The following is a 14,683-nucleotide window of genomic DNA, read 5'->3' as shown; positions in this document are numbered from 1 at the left end:
CCCTTTGGCCTCCGCACCGCCCACCGCGAACCGACCGGAGCAGCAACCCTCATGACCACACATCAGGCGCCGCCGCCCACGACTCGGCTGCGCGAGGTCGCCGACCTCACCCCGGCCGACGTCCACGCCGTCGAGGCGTTCCTCGAGGAGCGCCTCGACCGGGTGAGCGGCCCGGCCGAACGCGGCAGCGACACCTACCGTGTCACGCTCGCCCTGCGCCACGTCGCCGTCCAGCAGGCCCGCCTGGCCCTGTCCTCGCTGTCCCGGGCCGCCGAGGCCAACCCGGCCGACGGCCACCAACGGGTGCTGGGGCGCCTGGTCGAGCGCTGGAACCTGCTGATGGACCTCGTCGCGCCCTGGGTCGACCAGCCCGGCTGGAACGCGGAGCGCTGGCACTACCTGCCCCACCCGCCCGAGCGCAACGCCGTCGTCGTGGCCGACCTCGACGCCCAGGCCGACGCCACCAAGTGGGTTCGGCGGTGAGCGGCACCCGCGGGCCGGAGCCCGACCGCGAGTTCGTGCCCTCGCTGGAGCAGGTCCAGCTCGCCCACCGCTTCTTCGAGGCGCTGCACGACGAACCGGCTCCCGCGCCTACCCTGGCCGAGGAGATGTACCTGGAGCCGACCAGGGGCGGCGCCGACGAGATCACCGAAGCCCTGGCAGCGCTGCGCCTGCGCCGGGACGCCCTGGACCGGATGCGAATCCACACCAGCCAGTGGCTCGACCCATACTTCGAACTCCCGGCCGACGCCGCCCCGCACGAGCGGGCCCTCGTCGAGGCCCGCGCCCAGGTGGCGTGGGACCTGCTGCAGGTCACCTTCGACGCCTGGCCCGAGAACCACCCCGGCCGCCCGGCCGACCTGCTCGGCTACCGCCGCACCCTGCGGGCGGACCAGCTGTGAGCGGCGCGCAGATGCCGCGCTACGGGCGCAGCTCGGCCTCCGGCCGGGTCCTGACGGGGGCCGGGTACGAACACAGCCCGTCGAACACGGACCTGTCGATCCCGGCGGCTGGCCGATGGTCGACCATGGATCCGGCTGGGAGCGGGACCGCGATGCGGGGCGCACCGGGTACTCCCCGCACCCCACCCCCGAGCCGGACCTCGACCGTACCCACCGCATCCTGCGGATGATCGTGGACGACACCCGTGGGCAACTCGAGCGCCTGGGCGAGCCGGTGGCTGCGCTGGACGGCTGGCCGTACACCGCGGAAGCGCTTCTGCGCCGCACGCTGGCCCGCACCGAGCCGTACGCGGCTCCGGCTGGGAGTTACCTTCCCTCACCCGCCCGGTCCCGTTCGCGCGCACCTGCGGCCGCGGCCGGGATCGTGGAGGACAGCGCGGGGACAGCGACTGGAGCGACCGAGATTGGCGACTGCCGTGGAGGTGCTGCCCGCGCGGGCGACCGCCGACAATGACGACCTGGACGTGCTGGACGGCGAGCTGCTCGACGCCGAACCCGGCCGGCAGCTCGCACTGCTGGACGACGGCGACCTGTCCGAGGAACTCACCGAGGAGGCCGCCGCGGACCTGGTCGACGCCCGGTCGGAGCGCACCTCGAAGACCTACGCCGAGCAGTGGCGGTACTTCGTGCGGTGGTGCGCCGAGACCCGGCACCGCCCAGGCCCGAAGACGGCCGAGAAGGTGATGGCCGCCTACATCTCCCACCTGCGGCTGCACGGCGGCCGGGAAAACACGGGAGCGGCGGTGTCTTCGCTGCGCCTGGCGATGGCCGCGATCCGGGACGCCAACGCCCGCGCTGGCCACGAAAACTGGCCGCCGAAGAACGCCACGTCCGCGCTGATCCGCAAGCAGTCCCGCCGCTTCGCCGCCGGGCCGGACCGCCGGCCGGTGAAGTCCTCGCCACCGCTGGACCAAGCCCGCATCACGCACCTGGGCGAGCACACCCCCGACGACACCCTGGATGGGCTGCGCGACCACCTGATCCTGCGCCTGGGGTACTGGACCCGGGCCCGCCGCTCCGAGCAGTCCAACCACCGCATCGACTCCCTCGCGTTCGAGTGGGTGGACCTCGAGGTGAAGGACGAGACCGGTGCCGTGGTAGGCACCCGGCGGGTCAAGCAGATGATCGCGGGCAAGCGCACCAGCAAGAACGACAAGTGGTCCACGGGTAAGGAGTACACGGTCCGCGACCCGGCCGCGGTCGACTACGCGGAGCGGTACCTGGCGATGCTCGCCCTGTTCGGCCAGGCCGAGCCGGAGATGCCGCTGCTGCGCGGCGTCACCAGGGCCGGCGCACTGACGCCCGTCTCCGAGGAAGGCATCGGGCTGACCGGGCACTCCATCAACCGGATTCTGAAGCGGATGATCGCCCGCACCCCAGGGTTCGACGCCCCGGACGCCACCAGCCACGGCCTGCGTGCGGGCGTGCCCGCCGACCTCGGCGCGGCCGGCCACAGCCCCTTGAAATCCAGGTCATCACCGGCGGGGACTGGGCGTCAACCAGCATGGTCGAGCAGTACGCCAAGGCCGGGCTGCGCCGGACCGGGAAGGGTACCGCGAGCCGGGCCCAGCTGGCCCTGGACAACCTCATCGTCCCCGGCGCCGAAGCGGTGTAGATCGCGCCGCCGATTCCCGGTCCAAGCCGCTGTCCGCACCGATCGCTACGGTGGGACCGCACTGAGAAGCCCAACTGCCTCCGCCAGGCTCCGACCGGACGGGGGCAGCGGCGTCTACTGGCTCCTGTAGTCCGGGATTCCGACCTCCGCCAGCACGATCCACGGCCGGTGGCCGTCCCGCTCGCACACCGCCTTCAGGCGAAGCTTCTGCCCGGCGAACCGCTCCCGCCAGTACTGGATGCTCTGGCCGTTCTCGGTGAACCAGCTCGGCGCCGCGCTCAACTCCAGCAGCCGCGGCGCGTAGTCGCCGCGCTCAAGCTCTTCGATCACCGCTTCGCGGCCGGGCTCGGCGACGCGGTCGATGCCCGGCCGGAACCGCAGCGGGCCCCAGATCACCCGCGGCAGCTCCTCCTCGCGCTGCGCCGTCGTCAGGCCAACGCCGCCGTTGTGGTCGACGCCGGCCTCGTCGCGAACGTGCAGCGTGATCCGGTCGAGCTGGTCCAGCCCCACCGGGCCGGTCAGCTCGACGTGCAGCCGCCACTCGTGCGTGGACGCGATCAGGTGGAAGTCCAGCTCCGGGGTGAGCTCGCGGTGCCAGCGGTCGCGTTCGATCTGCGCCACCTCGCCTGCGGTGGCTGCCGAGTCGGCGGCAGCAGCTGCGGCGTTGCGCGTTGCCCACCAGGCGAGGCCAGCGGCTGCCAAGGCGGCGAGCGAGCCGACAGCCGTCCAGAACGTCGCATCCTTCAAGAAGCTCATGGCGCGGGACCGTAGCAGCGTCGGCCAGGGGCGTGCGGGGTGGTGGCCGAACCGGAGCGGGATCGTTCCCTGCGGGCGGCCGGGAGAACGGTGACAGCCGCCCTGGTGAGTAAGCGGGTACAGCCCGGCGCAGCCTCGGTGGACGCTGGTGCGGATCCGGCTCGGTGGGCGGTGGCGGCTGGCGGTGATGCGCGGGTGGCGGCGGCACGCCAGGCGGAGGTTGGCGTACGCGGAGTGGGCGCCGGAGCCGGTTGCCAGCGGCAGGAGCCGGGGTGAGGGACACCGGCATTCGCAAGTGGCAGCCCGCGAGCAGCAGCCGGAGCGGGCCGCACAGTTGGCGGAGTTGTTGGAGGTGACATCGCCAGCGGCGCGGGCTCGGTCGGAGGTGCCCGGGACGCTGCCGATGCACCGGGCGTTGGAGCCGTTGCTGCCAGAGGGTGGGCTGCCGTGCGGGGTGGTCACCGAGGTGGTCGGGGCCCTGTCGCTCGCGTTGGCGCTGGCCGGTGACGTGTCCGCGCGCCGCCCCGGCGCGCACCTACTCCGGCGCTTCTGTGCGCTCTTGACGGTTCGTCATCCCTAAAGCGACGGTGGCCCGCAAGTGCTCGCAACCGGTTTGGTGACGGAGGGTGTCATGGAGCTAGATTTCATCGGGATCGACCCGGAGACGGGCAAAGAAGGCTCGCCGACCGCATGGGTGGACCGGGATAGCCGAGAGATCGTCATCCAGGGCTGGGCGGCTGGCCCGGACCTGCTGGAGTCGATCTCCCGGACCGCGTGGGCGCCCGACCATACCCCCGGGGTCCCGGAGGGCGAAGCCGTGGTGCGCATCCCGGCTCGGATGGCGCAGATTCTGAGGGAGGCCTGCGATGTGGCAGAGCGCGCCGGACTTTGACCAACTCCTCGGCGGTGCCCGGTACTCGGCTGTGCACCTTGAGCTACGCGACAGCTATAGCGTCCCGGACGAGGCCGACGCCATCGAGCGCTTCCGCCTGACCGGTGCCTCCGACCTCGACCCCGAATCCGAGTACTGGCGCGACTGGACGGCGATGGTCAGCGAGGCGGCCGCCCGCGGCATCGTCGTCCGCCGGGCCCGGATCGTCTCCGAGCCCGTCACCCTCTACACCCGATACCTGCACTCCATGACGCAGGTCAACGTCACCGCGGGCGAGCAGGTCCGCTGGCTCGCCCGCCGCAACGCTTGCGATCTGGCGCTGCCCGGCGAGGACTTCTGGCTGATCGACAGCGCCCGGGTGCGCTTCAACCACTTCACCGGCGACGGCGACTGGGCCGAGCCGAAGTTCTCGTACACCGAGGACGCAGACGTGGCGAAACTGTGCACCGCCGCCTTCGACGCCGTGTGGGAGCGCGCCGTCCCACACGAGCAGTACACCGTCTGATCCGCCGAGCCGAGCACCACCGTGTCCGTGTCCGCGTCCCCGTCGTCCAGCGTCCAGGCCGCCCGCGCCGCGCTCGCCGCCCGCCTACGCGACCTGCTGCTGGACGCCGGGCTCGACGGCAAGGAACTGTCCGCCCGCTGCGGCTGGCACCCCGCCAAGACCTCCCGCATCCTGTCCTGCAAATCCGCACCCTCCGAGAACGACCTACGCGCCTGGTGTACGGCGTGCGGCGCGGCCGACCAGGCCCGCGACCTGATCGCCTCGCTGCGCGCCGTGACCCTGATGTACCGCGAGTGGCGCCAGGCCCACCGCGCCGGCCTACGCCAGGCGCAGGAGGAGTCACTGACCCGCCATCAAGACACCTCGGTGTGCCGGGCCTACGTCTCCAACGTCTTCCCCGGCTTCCTGCAGACCGCCGCCTACGCCCGCGCCCTGCTGCGCGCCATCACCGCGTTCCAGGGCACCCCCGATGATGTGGAGGCCGCGGTCGCCGCCCGCCTTGAACGCGGACGGCTGCTGCACGAGGGCCGGCACCGCTACGTCGTTCTCATCGAGGAGGCGGTGCTGCGCTACCGCATCGGCAACAGCGCGGCGATGGCCGGCCAGCTCGGCCACCTGCTGGCTGTGATGCCGCTGCCCACCGTCTCCATCGGCATCATCCCCTTCACCGCGCAGCGCACCGTGTGGCCGTTGGAGGCGTTCTACCTGTTCGACACCGTCCAGGCGTCGGTGGAGACGCTGACTGCGGAGGTGACGGTGACCCAGCCTCGCGAACTCGCCGACTACCACAAGGCGTTCGCAGAGCTCGCGGAAATGGCTGTTCACGGGGCCGCCGCCCGGGCCCTGGTCACCGCTGCGATCGACGCGCTCGGGTGAATCCCCGCAATCGTCCGCAATCGCGTTGAGCCCGCACCCGCCCGCTCCCTACCGTCGAAGCGCCCGCAGTTGCCGCTGCGGGCAGCGCACCGGGCCGCGGCACCGCCGGCGCCCACCCGCCGACACATGAGCGGAGTCTCACCATGCTCGTCCAGGCCCCGCCCCGGACGCCCGCCACCGCCTCGGCCCGGGTGCTGCTGCCTTACGAGCCACGTTCCGCCTCCGTCGCCCGGCACTTGGTACGCACCGCTCTGCGCGAGTGGGGGTTCGAGGACCTGGTCGACGACGCCGAGCTGATCGTCAGCGAGCTGGTCGGCAACGCGGCGAAAACGGGTTGTCACCTTCGGATGGCTGTCGGGCTCGAGCAGATCACCGGCCGGGCGGTGCGCATCAGCGTCCGGGATGGCTCCCGGGTGCTGCCCTGCCTGATCGACGCTGGCCCGGGCACGGAGTCCGGCCGCGGCATGGCTCTGGTCCACCACCTCACCGCCGGGCACTGGGGCGCGGCGCTGGAGTCGGACGGCAAGACCGTCCACGCGGACCTGCGCACACGAGCCCCGCTCACCCTGGACGAAGGTGCGCTGCCACCCGCCAGTTGCCAGACGCGGGCCGACCGTCTCTCGTAGGACCTAGGGATGCGGGATCGCCACCGCCCGTCCGCACTACAAGGACTGCCCGAGGCGAAGGTAGGTCTCGGCGAAGGCGATCGCGGGGGCGAGCAGCGGCGCAGCCCGGTCCAGGCCGCCGAGCGCTTCGGCCTGGTCGGCGAAGTCGGCGGCCGCCTGCAACCAGGCGGCGAGGGCGACCGCCGTGGCGGGGTCGAGGGCGGACGAGTGGGATGCTGCGCCGATGGCCTGGGCGTGGGTGTACAGGTCCGGGTGGTCCGGATAGGCGTAGCTCGCGACGGTGCTGGTGCTGTGGGGCTGGCCGGGCTCGGTGTCCTCGGGCCAGTAAGAGGCGAGCACGAGCGCGCCCTCGTCGTCCTGGTCGACCATCCACCGGGTCCCCGGCTTGTCGGCCTGGGCGGCTCGGTACTGCAGCAGATAGGCGGCACGTCGCAGCAGTGCCGCCGGCCCGGTCGTCATGTTGCTGAGCTTCATCCTGCGCGGCGCACTCAGCCACTGGGGCGCCTCAGCCTTGGGTGTCCTGCGGCGATCCGACCGCCGGTCCCTACCTCCCCGTCACGGCCATCCGGTGCGGCAGGGTGCGTTGAGGCTTGCGGGGGAGTGATCCGGTGGCTGTGGAGGCGTGCGCGATCGGCCGAACCGGCGCGCATGCGAAGGGCCAGCGTCGCGTTCTCGCTGGTCCGGATGGGTGATCGGGGGCAACACACCGAATTCGAACTTGCTTTCGAACGTGCATACGTTCGATTCTTGAGGGGTGGACTCCTCGATCAGCGCCCTGGCGGCGCAGCTGCAGATGCCCGGGCCGGCGCCGGTGGTGCCGGTGCTGTCCGGGCTGCGCCGCCTGCTGCCCGCGGGCGGGCTCAGGCCGGGGGCGGCGGTGCGGGTGCAGGGGAGCACGGCGCTGACTCTGGCGCTGGCGGCCGCGGCGACGGCGGCGGGCACATGGTGCGCGCTGATCGGCTTCCCGGACCTCGGAGCGGGCGCCGCACTCGAGCTCGGCGTGGACCTGGACCGCGTGCACCTGGTCGACCGGCCGGGCGAGCACTGGGAGGCGGCGGCCGCCGCCTACACCGAGGCGGCCGGGGTGCTGCTGCTGCGCCCGGGGGGCGCCGTGGGCGGGCCGGGTGTGCAGCGGCTGTTGGCGCAGGCGCGCCGGCACGGGTGCGCGCTGGTGGTGGAGGGAAGCCAGTGGCCGGGTGCGCAGGTGCAGTTGGAGGTGACGGGGCGGAGCTGGAGCGGGATCGCGGCGGGTCGGGGGCGGCTGCGCGGGCGGCGGGTGACGGTGGTGGTGGGCGGTCGGGGCGCCGCCGCGCAGGGCCGTGAGGTGGATCTGTGGCTGCCGGACGAGGACGGGCGGGTGCGCCTGGCCGGCCCGGCGGAGCTCAAGGGTGTGCGTTCGGGCCGGGCCCGGCTGGCGGCCGTGCGATGACCGCGACGTTGGAGGAGAGCGGTGGGGCGGCGCCGCGCGCGGTCGTCGTCTGGTGTCCGGACTGGCCGGTGACCGCGGTGCTGGGCGGGGCCGAGGCGGGGGAGCGGCTGCTGGCGGTGGTGGAGGGCGGCCGCGTGGTGGCCGCGTCCGCCGCGGCCCGCGCCGCGGGGGTGCGCCGCGGGATGAAGGTCCGCTCGGCGAAGGGCCTCATCGACGCGCTGGAGGTGGTGGAGCGGGACGAGGACGCGGAGGCCCGGCTGTTCGACCAGGTCGCCGAGGCGGTCTCCGCACTGGCGGCGCGGCTCGAGGTGCTGCGGCCGGGGGTGTGCGCGATCCCCGCACGGGGTGCGGCGCGATTCCACGGCGGCGAGGACGTCCTGGTGGAGCGGCTCTACGACGCGGTCGAGGCCGCCGGCTTCGCGTGCAGTATCGGCGTCGCCGACGGGGTCGCGGCGGCGCTGCTGGCCGCCCGCGAGCACCGGGTGGTTGCGCCCGGCGGCAGCCCCGCATTCCTCGCGCCGCACCCGGTCGCGGAGGTCGCCCCGCCGAAACTCGCCGACCTCCTGGTGAGGTTGGGCATCGGGACGGTGGGTGCGTTGGCGGCGATGCCGCCCGGGCCGGTCGCCGACCGGTTCGGCGCGGCCGGCACCGCCGCACACCGCCTCGCCCGCGGCCTGCAGGCCCGCCCGGTCGTGCCCCGCCCGCCCGGTGCCGACCTGGACGCCGAGACCCGCTTCGAACAGCCCCACACCCTCGCCGAGCCGATGGTCTTCGCCGCCCTCGGCCTCGCCGAGCAGCTCCACGCCAACCTCGCCGCCGCCGGCCTCGGCTGCGGCACCTTCACCGTCGAAGTCGTCTGCGCCGACGGCACCGAAGCCCACCGCACCTGGCGCCACGAAGGACTGCTGTCCGCACCCGCCGTCGCCGAACGCATCCGCTGGCAGCTGCAGGCATGGCAACAGCAGGCCCGCTTCACCGCCGCCTCCGGCGGAGTCGCCGTGCTGCGCCTGGTTCCTGACGGCCTGTACGCGGACGCGGGCCGGCAGCTGTCGCTGCTGGACGGCGACAGCGAGGCACGCGAGCGGATGGAGCGGGCCGCCGCCCGGGTGCAGGCACTGCTCGGCCACACCGGCGTGGTGACCGCGCAGCTCGCCGGTGGCCGCGGGCCCGGCGAGCAGGTGGTGCGCACGCCGGTCGGCGACGCGCACCAGGAGCGCCGCGCGGACGGCCCGTGGCCGGGCCGACTGCCCGCGCCGTCGCCGGTGCGGGTGCCGCCCGTCCCGGAGGAGGTCCGCCTCCTCGACCAGGCGGGGGAGCCGGTGCAGGTCACCGCCCGCGCCGAGCTCGTGCAACCGCCAGCCCGGCTGATGGTGCGGGGCCGGTCCATGGCGGTCGCGGCGTGGGCCGGGCCGTGGCCCGCCACCGAGCGCTGGTGGGACCCGGACGACGCCCGGCGCGCAGCCCGCCTGCAGGTCACCGCCGACGACGGCGCCGCTTTACTCCTCACCGTCACCGGCGGGCGCTGGCACCTCGAAGGCGCCTACGACACCTGACCGGCACCGCTCGGCCCGCAAAGAGGGGCGCGCTCACCGCACTACCCCACCCAGCACCACCAGGACACCTCATGGAATTCGACGGCCAGTACGGCACCCCGTGGCGGGAGCTGCACCGCCGCATGGCCGGCCGGCCCGTCCCGGTCAACGACCGAAGCGACTCGAGTTCCGACACGGTCGTGCCGTTCCCCGGCCGCACTCCAGCACCGGGCCCCACCGCCCCGACACCGCCCGCACCCCCGCATCGCCCGGCCAGGGGCGGGCCCGCTGTCGGGGCGGCCACCGGGTGGGCGGAGCTCCACGTCCACACCTCCTACTCCTTCCTTGACGGGGCGTCGGATCCGGCGGACCTGGTCGACGAGGCCGTCCGGCTGGGGATCGAGACCCTGGCGGTCACCGACCACGACGGGCTCTACGCTGCCGCGGTCCTCGCCGGGGAGGCCCGCCGCGCAGGCCTGCGCACCGTGTTCGGCGCCGAGCTGACGTTGGGCGCCGAGCTCGCGCCGACGGGCGTGCCGGACCAGGACGGCGAGCACCTGCTGGTCCTCGCCCGCGGCCCCGAGGGCTACCGGCGCCTGGCCCAGGTGATCGGCGACGCCCACCTCGCGGGCGGCTCCAAACGCCGGCCCAGCTACGACCGTGACCGGCTGGCCGACGCGCACGGCGGCCACTGGGCGATTCTCACCGGCTGCCGCAAAGGCGCGCTGCGCCACACCCTGGAGACCGCGGGCCCGGACGCCGCCGAGCACGTGCTGCGCGACCTCGCCGACCGCTACGGCCCCGACAACGTCCACGTGGAGCTGACGGACCATCACCTGCCCGGTGACGACCAGCGCAACGACGCCCTCGCCGACCTCGCCGCCCGCACCGGCCTGCCCCTTGTCGCCACCACCGCCGCCCACCACGCCTCCCCGGCCCAACTGCGCCTGGCGCAGGCCCTGGCGGCGCTGCGGCAGGGCCGCTCCCTCGCGGACGCGGAGCCCTACCTGGCGGCGGCCGGCACCGCGCACTTGCGCTCACCCGCCGAGATGGCCGCCCGTCTGGCGCCGTGGCCGGGAGTCCAGCAGGCCACCGTCGAGCTGGGGCGTGAGCTGGCGTTCGACTTCCGCGACATCAAGCCCGAGTTGCCGGGGTTCCCGGTCCCGGACGGCCACTCGGAGGCGTCGTGGCTGCGCGAACTCACCCTCCGCGCCGCCGCCAGCCGCTTCGACCCCGGCAACCAGAAGGCCCAGCAGCAGATCGACTACGAGCTCGAGGTCATCACCAACCTCGACATGGCCGGGTACTTCCTGATCGTCCACGACATCGTCGACTTCTGCCGCCGCTCCGACATCTGGTGCCAAGGCCGCGGCTCCGCCGCGAACTCCGCGGTCTGCTACGCCCTCGGCATCACCTCCGTCGACCCGATCCACTACGGCCTGCTCTTCGAACGCTTCCTCAGCCCGGAACGGGACGGGCCGCCGGACATCGACCTCGACATCGAGAGCCGCCGCCGCGAGGAGGCCATCCAGTACGTCTACGAGCGCTACGGCCGCACCCACGCCGCGCAGGTCGCCAACGTCATCACCTACCAACCCCGCCTCGCCGTCCGCGACGCCGGCCGGGCCCTCGGCTACGCCGCCGGCGACCTCGACCGCTTCGCCCGCGAGACCGGCTGGGAGATGCCGCCGCCGGACGCCCCGGTCCCGCAGGACGTGCGCGACCTCGCCCACCAACTCCGCGGCCTGCCCAGGCACCTGGGCATCCACTCCGGCGGCATGGTCCTCACCCGCCGCCCCATCGCCCAGACCTGCCCCACCGAATGGGCGTCCATGCCCGGCCGCAGCATCCTCCAGTGGGACAAGGACTCCGTGGCCGCCGCCGGCCTGGTCAAGATCGACCTCCTGGGCCTGGGCATGCTCTCCGCCCTGCACGACGCCTGCGACCTGATCGACCGCCACTACCGCGTCCGCTACACGCTCGCCACGATCCCCCCGGACGACCCGGCCGTCTACGACATGCTCTGCCGCGCCGACTCCGTCGGCGTCTTCCAGGTCGAATCCCGCGCCCAGGCCTCCGCCCTGCCCCGACTGCGCCCGCGCACCTTCTACGACCTGGTGGTGCAGGTCGCCCTCATTCGGCCGGGCCCGATCCAGGGCGGATCCGTCCACCCCTACATCGCCCGCCGCAACGGCCGCGAGAAGGCAGTGATCGCGCACCCGCTGATGGAACGCGCCCTCGGCAAGACCCTCGGCGTCCCGCTGTTCCAGGAACAGATGATGCAACTCGCCATCGACTGCGCCGGCTTCACCCCCGGCGAGGCCGACCGGCTCCGGCAGGCCATGGGCTCCAAACGCTCCCACGAACGCGTCGCCGAACTCCGCGACCGCCTCCTGGCCGGCATGCACGAGCGCGGCATCCCCCAGGAGGTCGCCGTCGACGTCTACGGCAAGATCGAAGCGTTCTCCAACTACGGCTTCCCCGAATCGCACGCGGCGAGTTTCGCCTTGCTCGTGTATGCGAGTGCATGGCTCAAGCTCCACTACCCCGCCGCGTTCACGTGCGCGCTGCTCGCCAACCAGCCGATGGGCTTCTACAGCCCCACCACCCTGATCCAGGACGTGCGGCGCCGCGGCGTCACCGTGCTCGCCGCGGACGTCAACCACAGCTCCGCGCAGCCCACGCTCGAACCCGAACCCGCCGCCCGTACCAGCACGACCGGGGGAGGGGGACGGGGCGGGGGAGATAACAGGGATGGGGAACAGAGGTTCGCGATCCGGCTGGGACTCGCCGACGTCCGCAACCTCGGCGACGACCAGGCCGAGCAGATCGCCGCGGGCCGCCCGTACGCGGACCTGGAGGACTTTGCCCGCCGCACCCGCCTGCCCGAGCCAGCCCTGGAGGCCCTGGCGACCGCGGGCGCGTTCCGCTCCCTCGGTCTGAGCCGCCGTCAGGCACTGTGGTCCGCCGGCGCGCTCGCTTGCGCCGGCGCCGACACCCTCCCCGGCACCGCCCCCGCCCTGGCCCCCGACGTCGACCTGCCCGCCATGACCCCCGTCGAGGAGACCATCGCCGACCTGTGGGCCACCGGAACCTCCGTCACCGCCCACCCCGTCCAGCACGCCCGAGCCCACCTTCAGCGCTGCGGCGCCCTCACCGCCGCCGACCTCAAAACCGTCCACGCGGGCGGTGAGCCCGTCGCTGTCGGCGGGCTGGTGACACACCGCCAGCGCCCGCCCACCGCTGGCGGCGTCCTCTTCCTCTCCCTGGAGGACGAGACCGGCCTGGTCAACGTCATCGTCCAGCCCCACGTCCTCGAGCGGCACCGCCGCGCCGCCATGCAGTCCGCCGGCCTCCTCATCCACGGAACCCTCGAGCGCCGCGACGGCGCCAGCAACCTCGTCGCCACCCGCCTCACCCCGCTCACCCTCGCCCCCGGGGCGAAGAGCCGGGACTTCCGATGACCCGCCAACTCCCGCCCCCGCCCCGCCACCGACCGCGGGGGAGCGGGCCCGAGAATCCGATCGCCGCAGGTGAACGCCCGAAAGGACAGACGAGAATGCACATGGACCGCGAACAGAGGCGGGCGTAGAGTGCCACACCACCAAGATCCCCACGACGACGAGGAGCCCACCGTGCCGGAGGACGCCAGCACCCCTGTCCGCGCCGGCCGACTGCCCGGCACCCGGCGTGGGGGCGACGGCCTGACAGAGCGCCAGCACCGGGTCATCGAGGTCATCCAGGACTCGGTGAAGCGCCGCGGCTACCCGCCGTCGATGCGGGAGATCGGCGAGGCCGTCGGCTTGTCGTCGACCTCGTCCGTCGCGCATCAGCTTCGGGCGCTCGAACGCAAGGGCCACTTGGTTGCTGATCCGCACCGGCCCCGCGCCTACCGTGTCTCCCACTACCGCGCCGGCGCCGGCGAGCAGCTCGCGCCCGATCCGGGCCGCCCGGCAGTGCACCCGGTCCCGCTCGTCGGCCGGATCGCCGCCGGCGGGCCGGTCCTCGCCGAGCAGCTGGTCGAGGACGTCCTCACCCTGCCGCGCCAACTTGTCGGCGACGGTGAACTGTTCGCGCTGACGGTCAAGGGCGACAGCATGATCGGCGCGGCCATCTGCGACGGTGACTGGGTCACCGTTCGCAGGCAGCCCGTTGCCGAGAACGGCGACATCGTGGCCGCGATGATCGACGGCGAAGCCACTGTGAAGCGCCTCAAGCGCGACGACGGCAAGATCTGGCTCATACCCCACAACCCCGCCTACGAGCCCATCCCCGCAGGCGGCGCGATCATCCTCGGCAAGGTCGTCGCGGTGATGCGGCGCCTGTAGGGCATGGCGCCAACGTGGCGAGCCGCCCTGGCCTCCACCTGCCCCGTGTCGGCCTCGACGCCCCACGCCCACCACCTGCCCGAGCGTGCCTGGTGCCAGGACGTTGAACGACGCCGCACGGCTGGCGGGCCCGACGACGCCGTCTTCACGACCTCGCCGGACCGGCGGCGTGACGGCGGTGCGGCGGCCCCAGGCGCTCCGAGCCCCCGGGGCCGCCGCACGCCCGGAGCCGAAACGGACCGCGGGGCCGCTCTGCACCTCCTCACCGGCCCCGGCGACATCGCCCCCAGCGCACGGGTGTGGAATCACGCCGTGAACTGAGGATCACGGCGGGACAGATTCCGCCCGGGACCTCGGGACGGGGGGTGGTTCGAGACCGCCGACATGTTCACCGATTCGTGCTGCGGTCCTTCGACCGGGTGGACCGCCCGCCGTTCATCGCCCTGCCCTCGCCGGGGAAAGGAAGCCGGGTACCACCCACCACAGGCCGCGGCGGGCGCAGCCGCCGACCATCGGGTCGAGCACCTGTGCCACTGGTCCCGTACTCGGCGGAAGGCCGGCTGATCAGCCGCTACCAGGCGGCCACTTCGGGGCGGAGCCGGGGCAGTGCCCACGGCTCCAGCGCACCACTCACCAGATCGGCCAGGAACTGGACCGCTCCACCGGTGTAGTGCCACCATGCGGAGCTTCGTGAGGCCACGGTGACCGTCCATTCCTGCGGGCCGGCAGGGCTGGTGGTCCAGAGGAAGAAGTCGCCCTGGTTCGACCCGGCCCAGGGAAGCAGACCTCCCGGCGCGGGGTACGGGTGGAGCGGAACGGCCAGGCCGGATTCTGCGCACCACTCCGTGACGATCTCCAGGTCTTCCCGTGTTCCCTGCAGCCAGGCGTCCTCAAGGCCTGGCACCGGCCCGCCGCAGCCGAGGAAGTCGCTGAGCACGAAGGGCGGGTATAGCTCGCACAGCAGCTTGTAGTCGGCCGGCAGACCCGTCCCCAGGTCGGTCTCCAACGCGACCCAGTTGATGTCCCTGCGGCTCGGCAGGCGCAGCGAGCTCAGCAACGGCACAGCACTCTCCAGCGCGGCGATCGCTTCGACGGGATCGGTCAGACGAAGAACCGGAGACTGGGTGCCAACGAGATGATCCATCGGAGCAGGGTGACAGAC

Annotated in this window: 14 protein-coding genes; 11 read left to right on the top strand and 3 right to left on the bottom strand. The window is 73.3% G+C overall.

Annotated elements, in window-relative coordinates; all coding sequences use genetic code 11:
- The first annotated feature begins 51 nt into the window (after positions 1–51).
- The 3 genes from BX266_RS37370 (at position 52) to BX266_RS37355 (ending at position 2,707) form a co-directional block, all read left to right on the top strand.
- Positions 52–483 (top strand): hypothetical protein, encoded by a 432-nt coding sequence (locus BX266_RS37370; protein ID WP_099908796.1) that lies wholly within the window; start codon positions 52–54, stop codon positions 481–483.
- A complete protein-coding gene (locus tag BX266_RS37365; RefSeq protein ID WP_143687147.1) occupies positions 480–902 on the top strand; it encodes a hypothetical protein in 423 nt (140 codons plus the stop codon). The genes BX266_RS37370 and BX266_RS37365 overlap by 4 nt, the downstream gene beginning before the upstream one ends.
- Positions 903–1,366: 464 nt before the next feature.
- Complete coding sequence (locus BX266_RS37355) at positions 1,367–2,707, top strand: hypothetical protein (RefSeq protein ID WP_143687146.1); 1,341 nt, start codon at positions 1,367–1,369, stop codon at positions 2,705–2,707.
- On the opposite strand, the gene BX266_RS37350 is transcribed toward BX266_RS37355, so the two are convergent.
- Positions 2,692–3,333 carry a hypothetical protein gene (locus BX266_RS37350; protein ID WP_143687144.1) on the bottom strand — a complete coding sequence of 214 codons (642 nt, stop codon included), beginning with the start codon at positions 3,331–3,333 and terminating at the stop codon, positions 2,692–2,694. The two genes, BX266_RS37355 and BX266_RS37350, sit on opposite strands and share 16 nt — an antisense overlap.
- 631 nt (positions 3,334–3,964) lie before the next feature.
- Here BX266_RS37350 and BX266_RS37340 point away from each other — a divergent pair.
- The 4 genes from BX266_RS37340 (at position 3,965) to BX266_RS37325 (ending at position 6,232) form a co-directional block, all read left to right on the top strand.
- Positions 3,965–4,225, top strand: coding sequence for a hypothetical protein (locus BX266_RS37340; RefSeq protein ID WP_099908790.1), 261 nt, complete (start codon positions 3,965–3,967; stop codon positions 4,223–4,225).
- Positions 4,200–4,730, top strand: a complete 531-nt coding sequence (locus tag BX266_RS37335) for a DUF6879 family protein (RefSeq protein WP_099908789.1) — start codon at positions 4,200–4,202, stop codon at positions 4,728–4,730. Before BX266_RS37340 ends, BX266_RS37335 begins: the two co-directional genes overlap by 26 nt.
- Positions 4,731–4,757: 27 nt before the next feature.
- On the top strand, positions 4,758–5,606 hold the full coding sequence (locus BX266_RS37330; protein ID WP_099908907.1) for a DUF5753 domain-containing protein: 849 nt from the start codon (positions 4,758–4,760) through the stop codon (positions 5,604–5,606).
- Between the two features lie 143 nt (positions 5,607–5,749).
- Positions 5,750–6,232, top strand: a complete 483-nt coding sequence (locus BX266_RS37325) for an ATP-binding protein (protein ID WP_099908788.1) — start codon at positions 5,750–5,752, stop codon at positions 6,230–6,232.
- A gap of 36 nt (positions 6,233–6,268) precedes the next feature.
- Here BX266_RS37325 and BX266_RS37320 read toward each other — a convergent pair whose 3' ends face one another.
- Positions 6,269–6,691, bottom strand: a complete 423-nt coding sequence (locus tag BX266_RS37320) for a hypothetical protein (protein ID WP_120314485.1) — start codon at positions 6,689–6,691, stop codon at positions 6,269–6,271.
- 295 nt (positions 6,692–6,986) lie between these two features.
- Between BX266_RS37320 and BX266_RS37315 the strand changes: the two genes are divergently transcribed.
- The 4 genes from BX266_RS37315 to lexA all read left to right on the top strand — a co-directional run bounded on the left by BX266_RS37315 (position 6,987) and on the right by lexA (position 13,521).
- Positions 6,987–7,661 (top strand): hypothetical protein, encoded by a 675-nt coding sequence (locus BX266_RS37315; RefSeq protein ID WP_099908786.1) that lies wholly within the window; start codon positions 6,987–6,989, stop codon positions 7,659–7,661.
- Positions 7,658–9,214 (top strand): DNA polymerase Y family protein, encoded by a 1,557-nt coding sequence (locus tag BX266_RS37310; protein WP_099908785.1) that lies wholly within the window; start codon positions 7,658–7,660, stop codon positions 9,212–9,214. Before BX266_RS37315 ends, BX266_RS37310 begins: the two co-directional genes overlap by 4 nt.
- A 71-nt stretch (positions 9,215–9,285) precedes the next feature.
- Positions 9,286–12,657: an error-prone DNA polymerase gene (locus tag BX266_RS37305; RefSeq protein ID WP_099908784.1), complete on the top strand. Its 3,372-nt coding sequence runs from the start codon at positions 9,286–9,288 to the stop codon at positions 12,655–12,657.
- 129 nt (positions 12,658–12,786) lie between these two features.
- The gene (lexA, locus tag BX266_RS37300; RefSeq protein ID WP_099908783.1) at positions 12,787–13,521 is read left to right on the top strand and encodes a transcriptional repressor LexA; all 735 of its coding nucleotides are present in this window, start codon (positions 12,787–12,789) and stop codon (positions 13,519–13,521) included.
- A gap of 571 nt (positions 13,522–14,092) precedes the next feature.
- On the opposite strand, the gene BX266_RS37295 is transcribed toward lexA, so the two are convergent.
- A complete protein-coding gene (locus BX266_RS37295; RefSeq protein ID WP_099908782.1) occupies positions 14,093–14,665 on the bottom strand; it encodes an SMI1/KNR4 family protein in 573 nt (190 codons plus the stop codon).
- Positions 14,666–14,683 lie beyond the last annotated feature (18 nt).

Origin of the sequence: Streptomyces sp. TLI_171, from assembly GCF_003610255.1 — a bacterium.
Classification (GTDB): Bacteria; Actinomycetota; Actinomycetes; order Streptomycetales; family Streptomycetaceae; genus Kitasatospora.
This window is presented reverse-complemented; position numbering and strand designations above follow the sequence as displayed.

What these genes read in the sequence shown, in the direction of transcription:
- BX266_RS37370 (WP_099908796.1), top strand. Translation starts at nt 52, where the DNA reads ATGACCACACATCAGGCGCCGCCGCCCACGACTCGGCTGCGCGAGGTC.
- BX266_RS37350 (WP_143687144.1), bottom strand. Translation starts at nt 3,333, where the DNA reads ATGAGCTTCTTGAAGGATGCGACGTTCTGGACGGCTGTCGGCTCGCTC.
- BX266_RS37340 (WP_099908790.1), top strand. Translation starts at nt 3,965, where the DNA reads ATGGAGCTAGATTTCATCGGGATCGACCCGGAGACGGGCAAAGAAGGC.
- BX266_RS37335 (WP_099908789.1), top strand. Translation starts at nt 4,200, where the DNA reads ATGTGGCAGAGCGCGCCGGACTTTGACCAACTCCTCGGCGGTGCCCGG.
- BX266_RS37325 (WP_099908788.1), top strand. Translation starts at nt 5,750, where the DNA reads ATGCTCGTCCAGGCCCCGCCCCGGACGCCCGCCACCGCCTCGGCCCGG.
- BX266_RS37320 (WP_120314485.1), bottom strand. Translation starts at nt 6,691, where the DNA reads ATGACGACCGGGCCGGCGGCACTGCTGCGACGTGCCGCCTATCTGCTG.
- BX266_RS37310 (WP_099908785.1), top strand. Translation starts at nt 7,658, where the DNA reads ATGACCGCGACGTTGGAGGAGAGCGGTGGGGCGGCGCCGCGCGCGGTC.
- BX266_RS37305 (WP_099908784.1), top strand. Translation starts at nt 9,286, where the DNA reads ATGGAATTCGACGGCCAGTACGGCACCCCGTGGCGGGAGCTGCACCGC.
- BX266_RS37295 (WP_099908782.1), bottom strand. Translation starts at nt 14,665, where the DNA reads ATGGATCATCTCGTTGGCACCCAGTCTCCGGTTCTTCGTCTGACCGAT.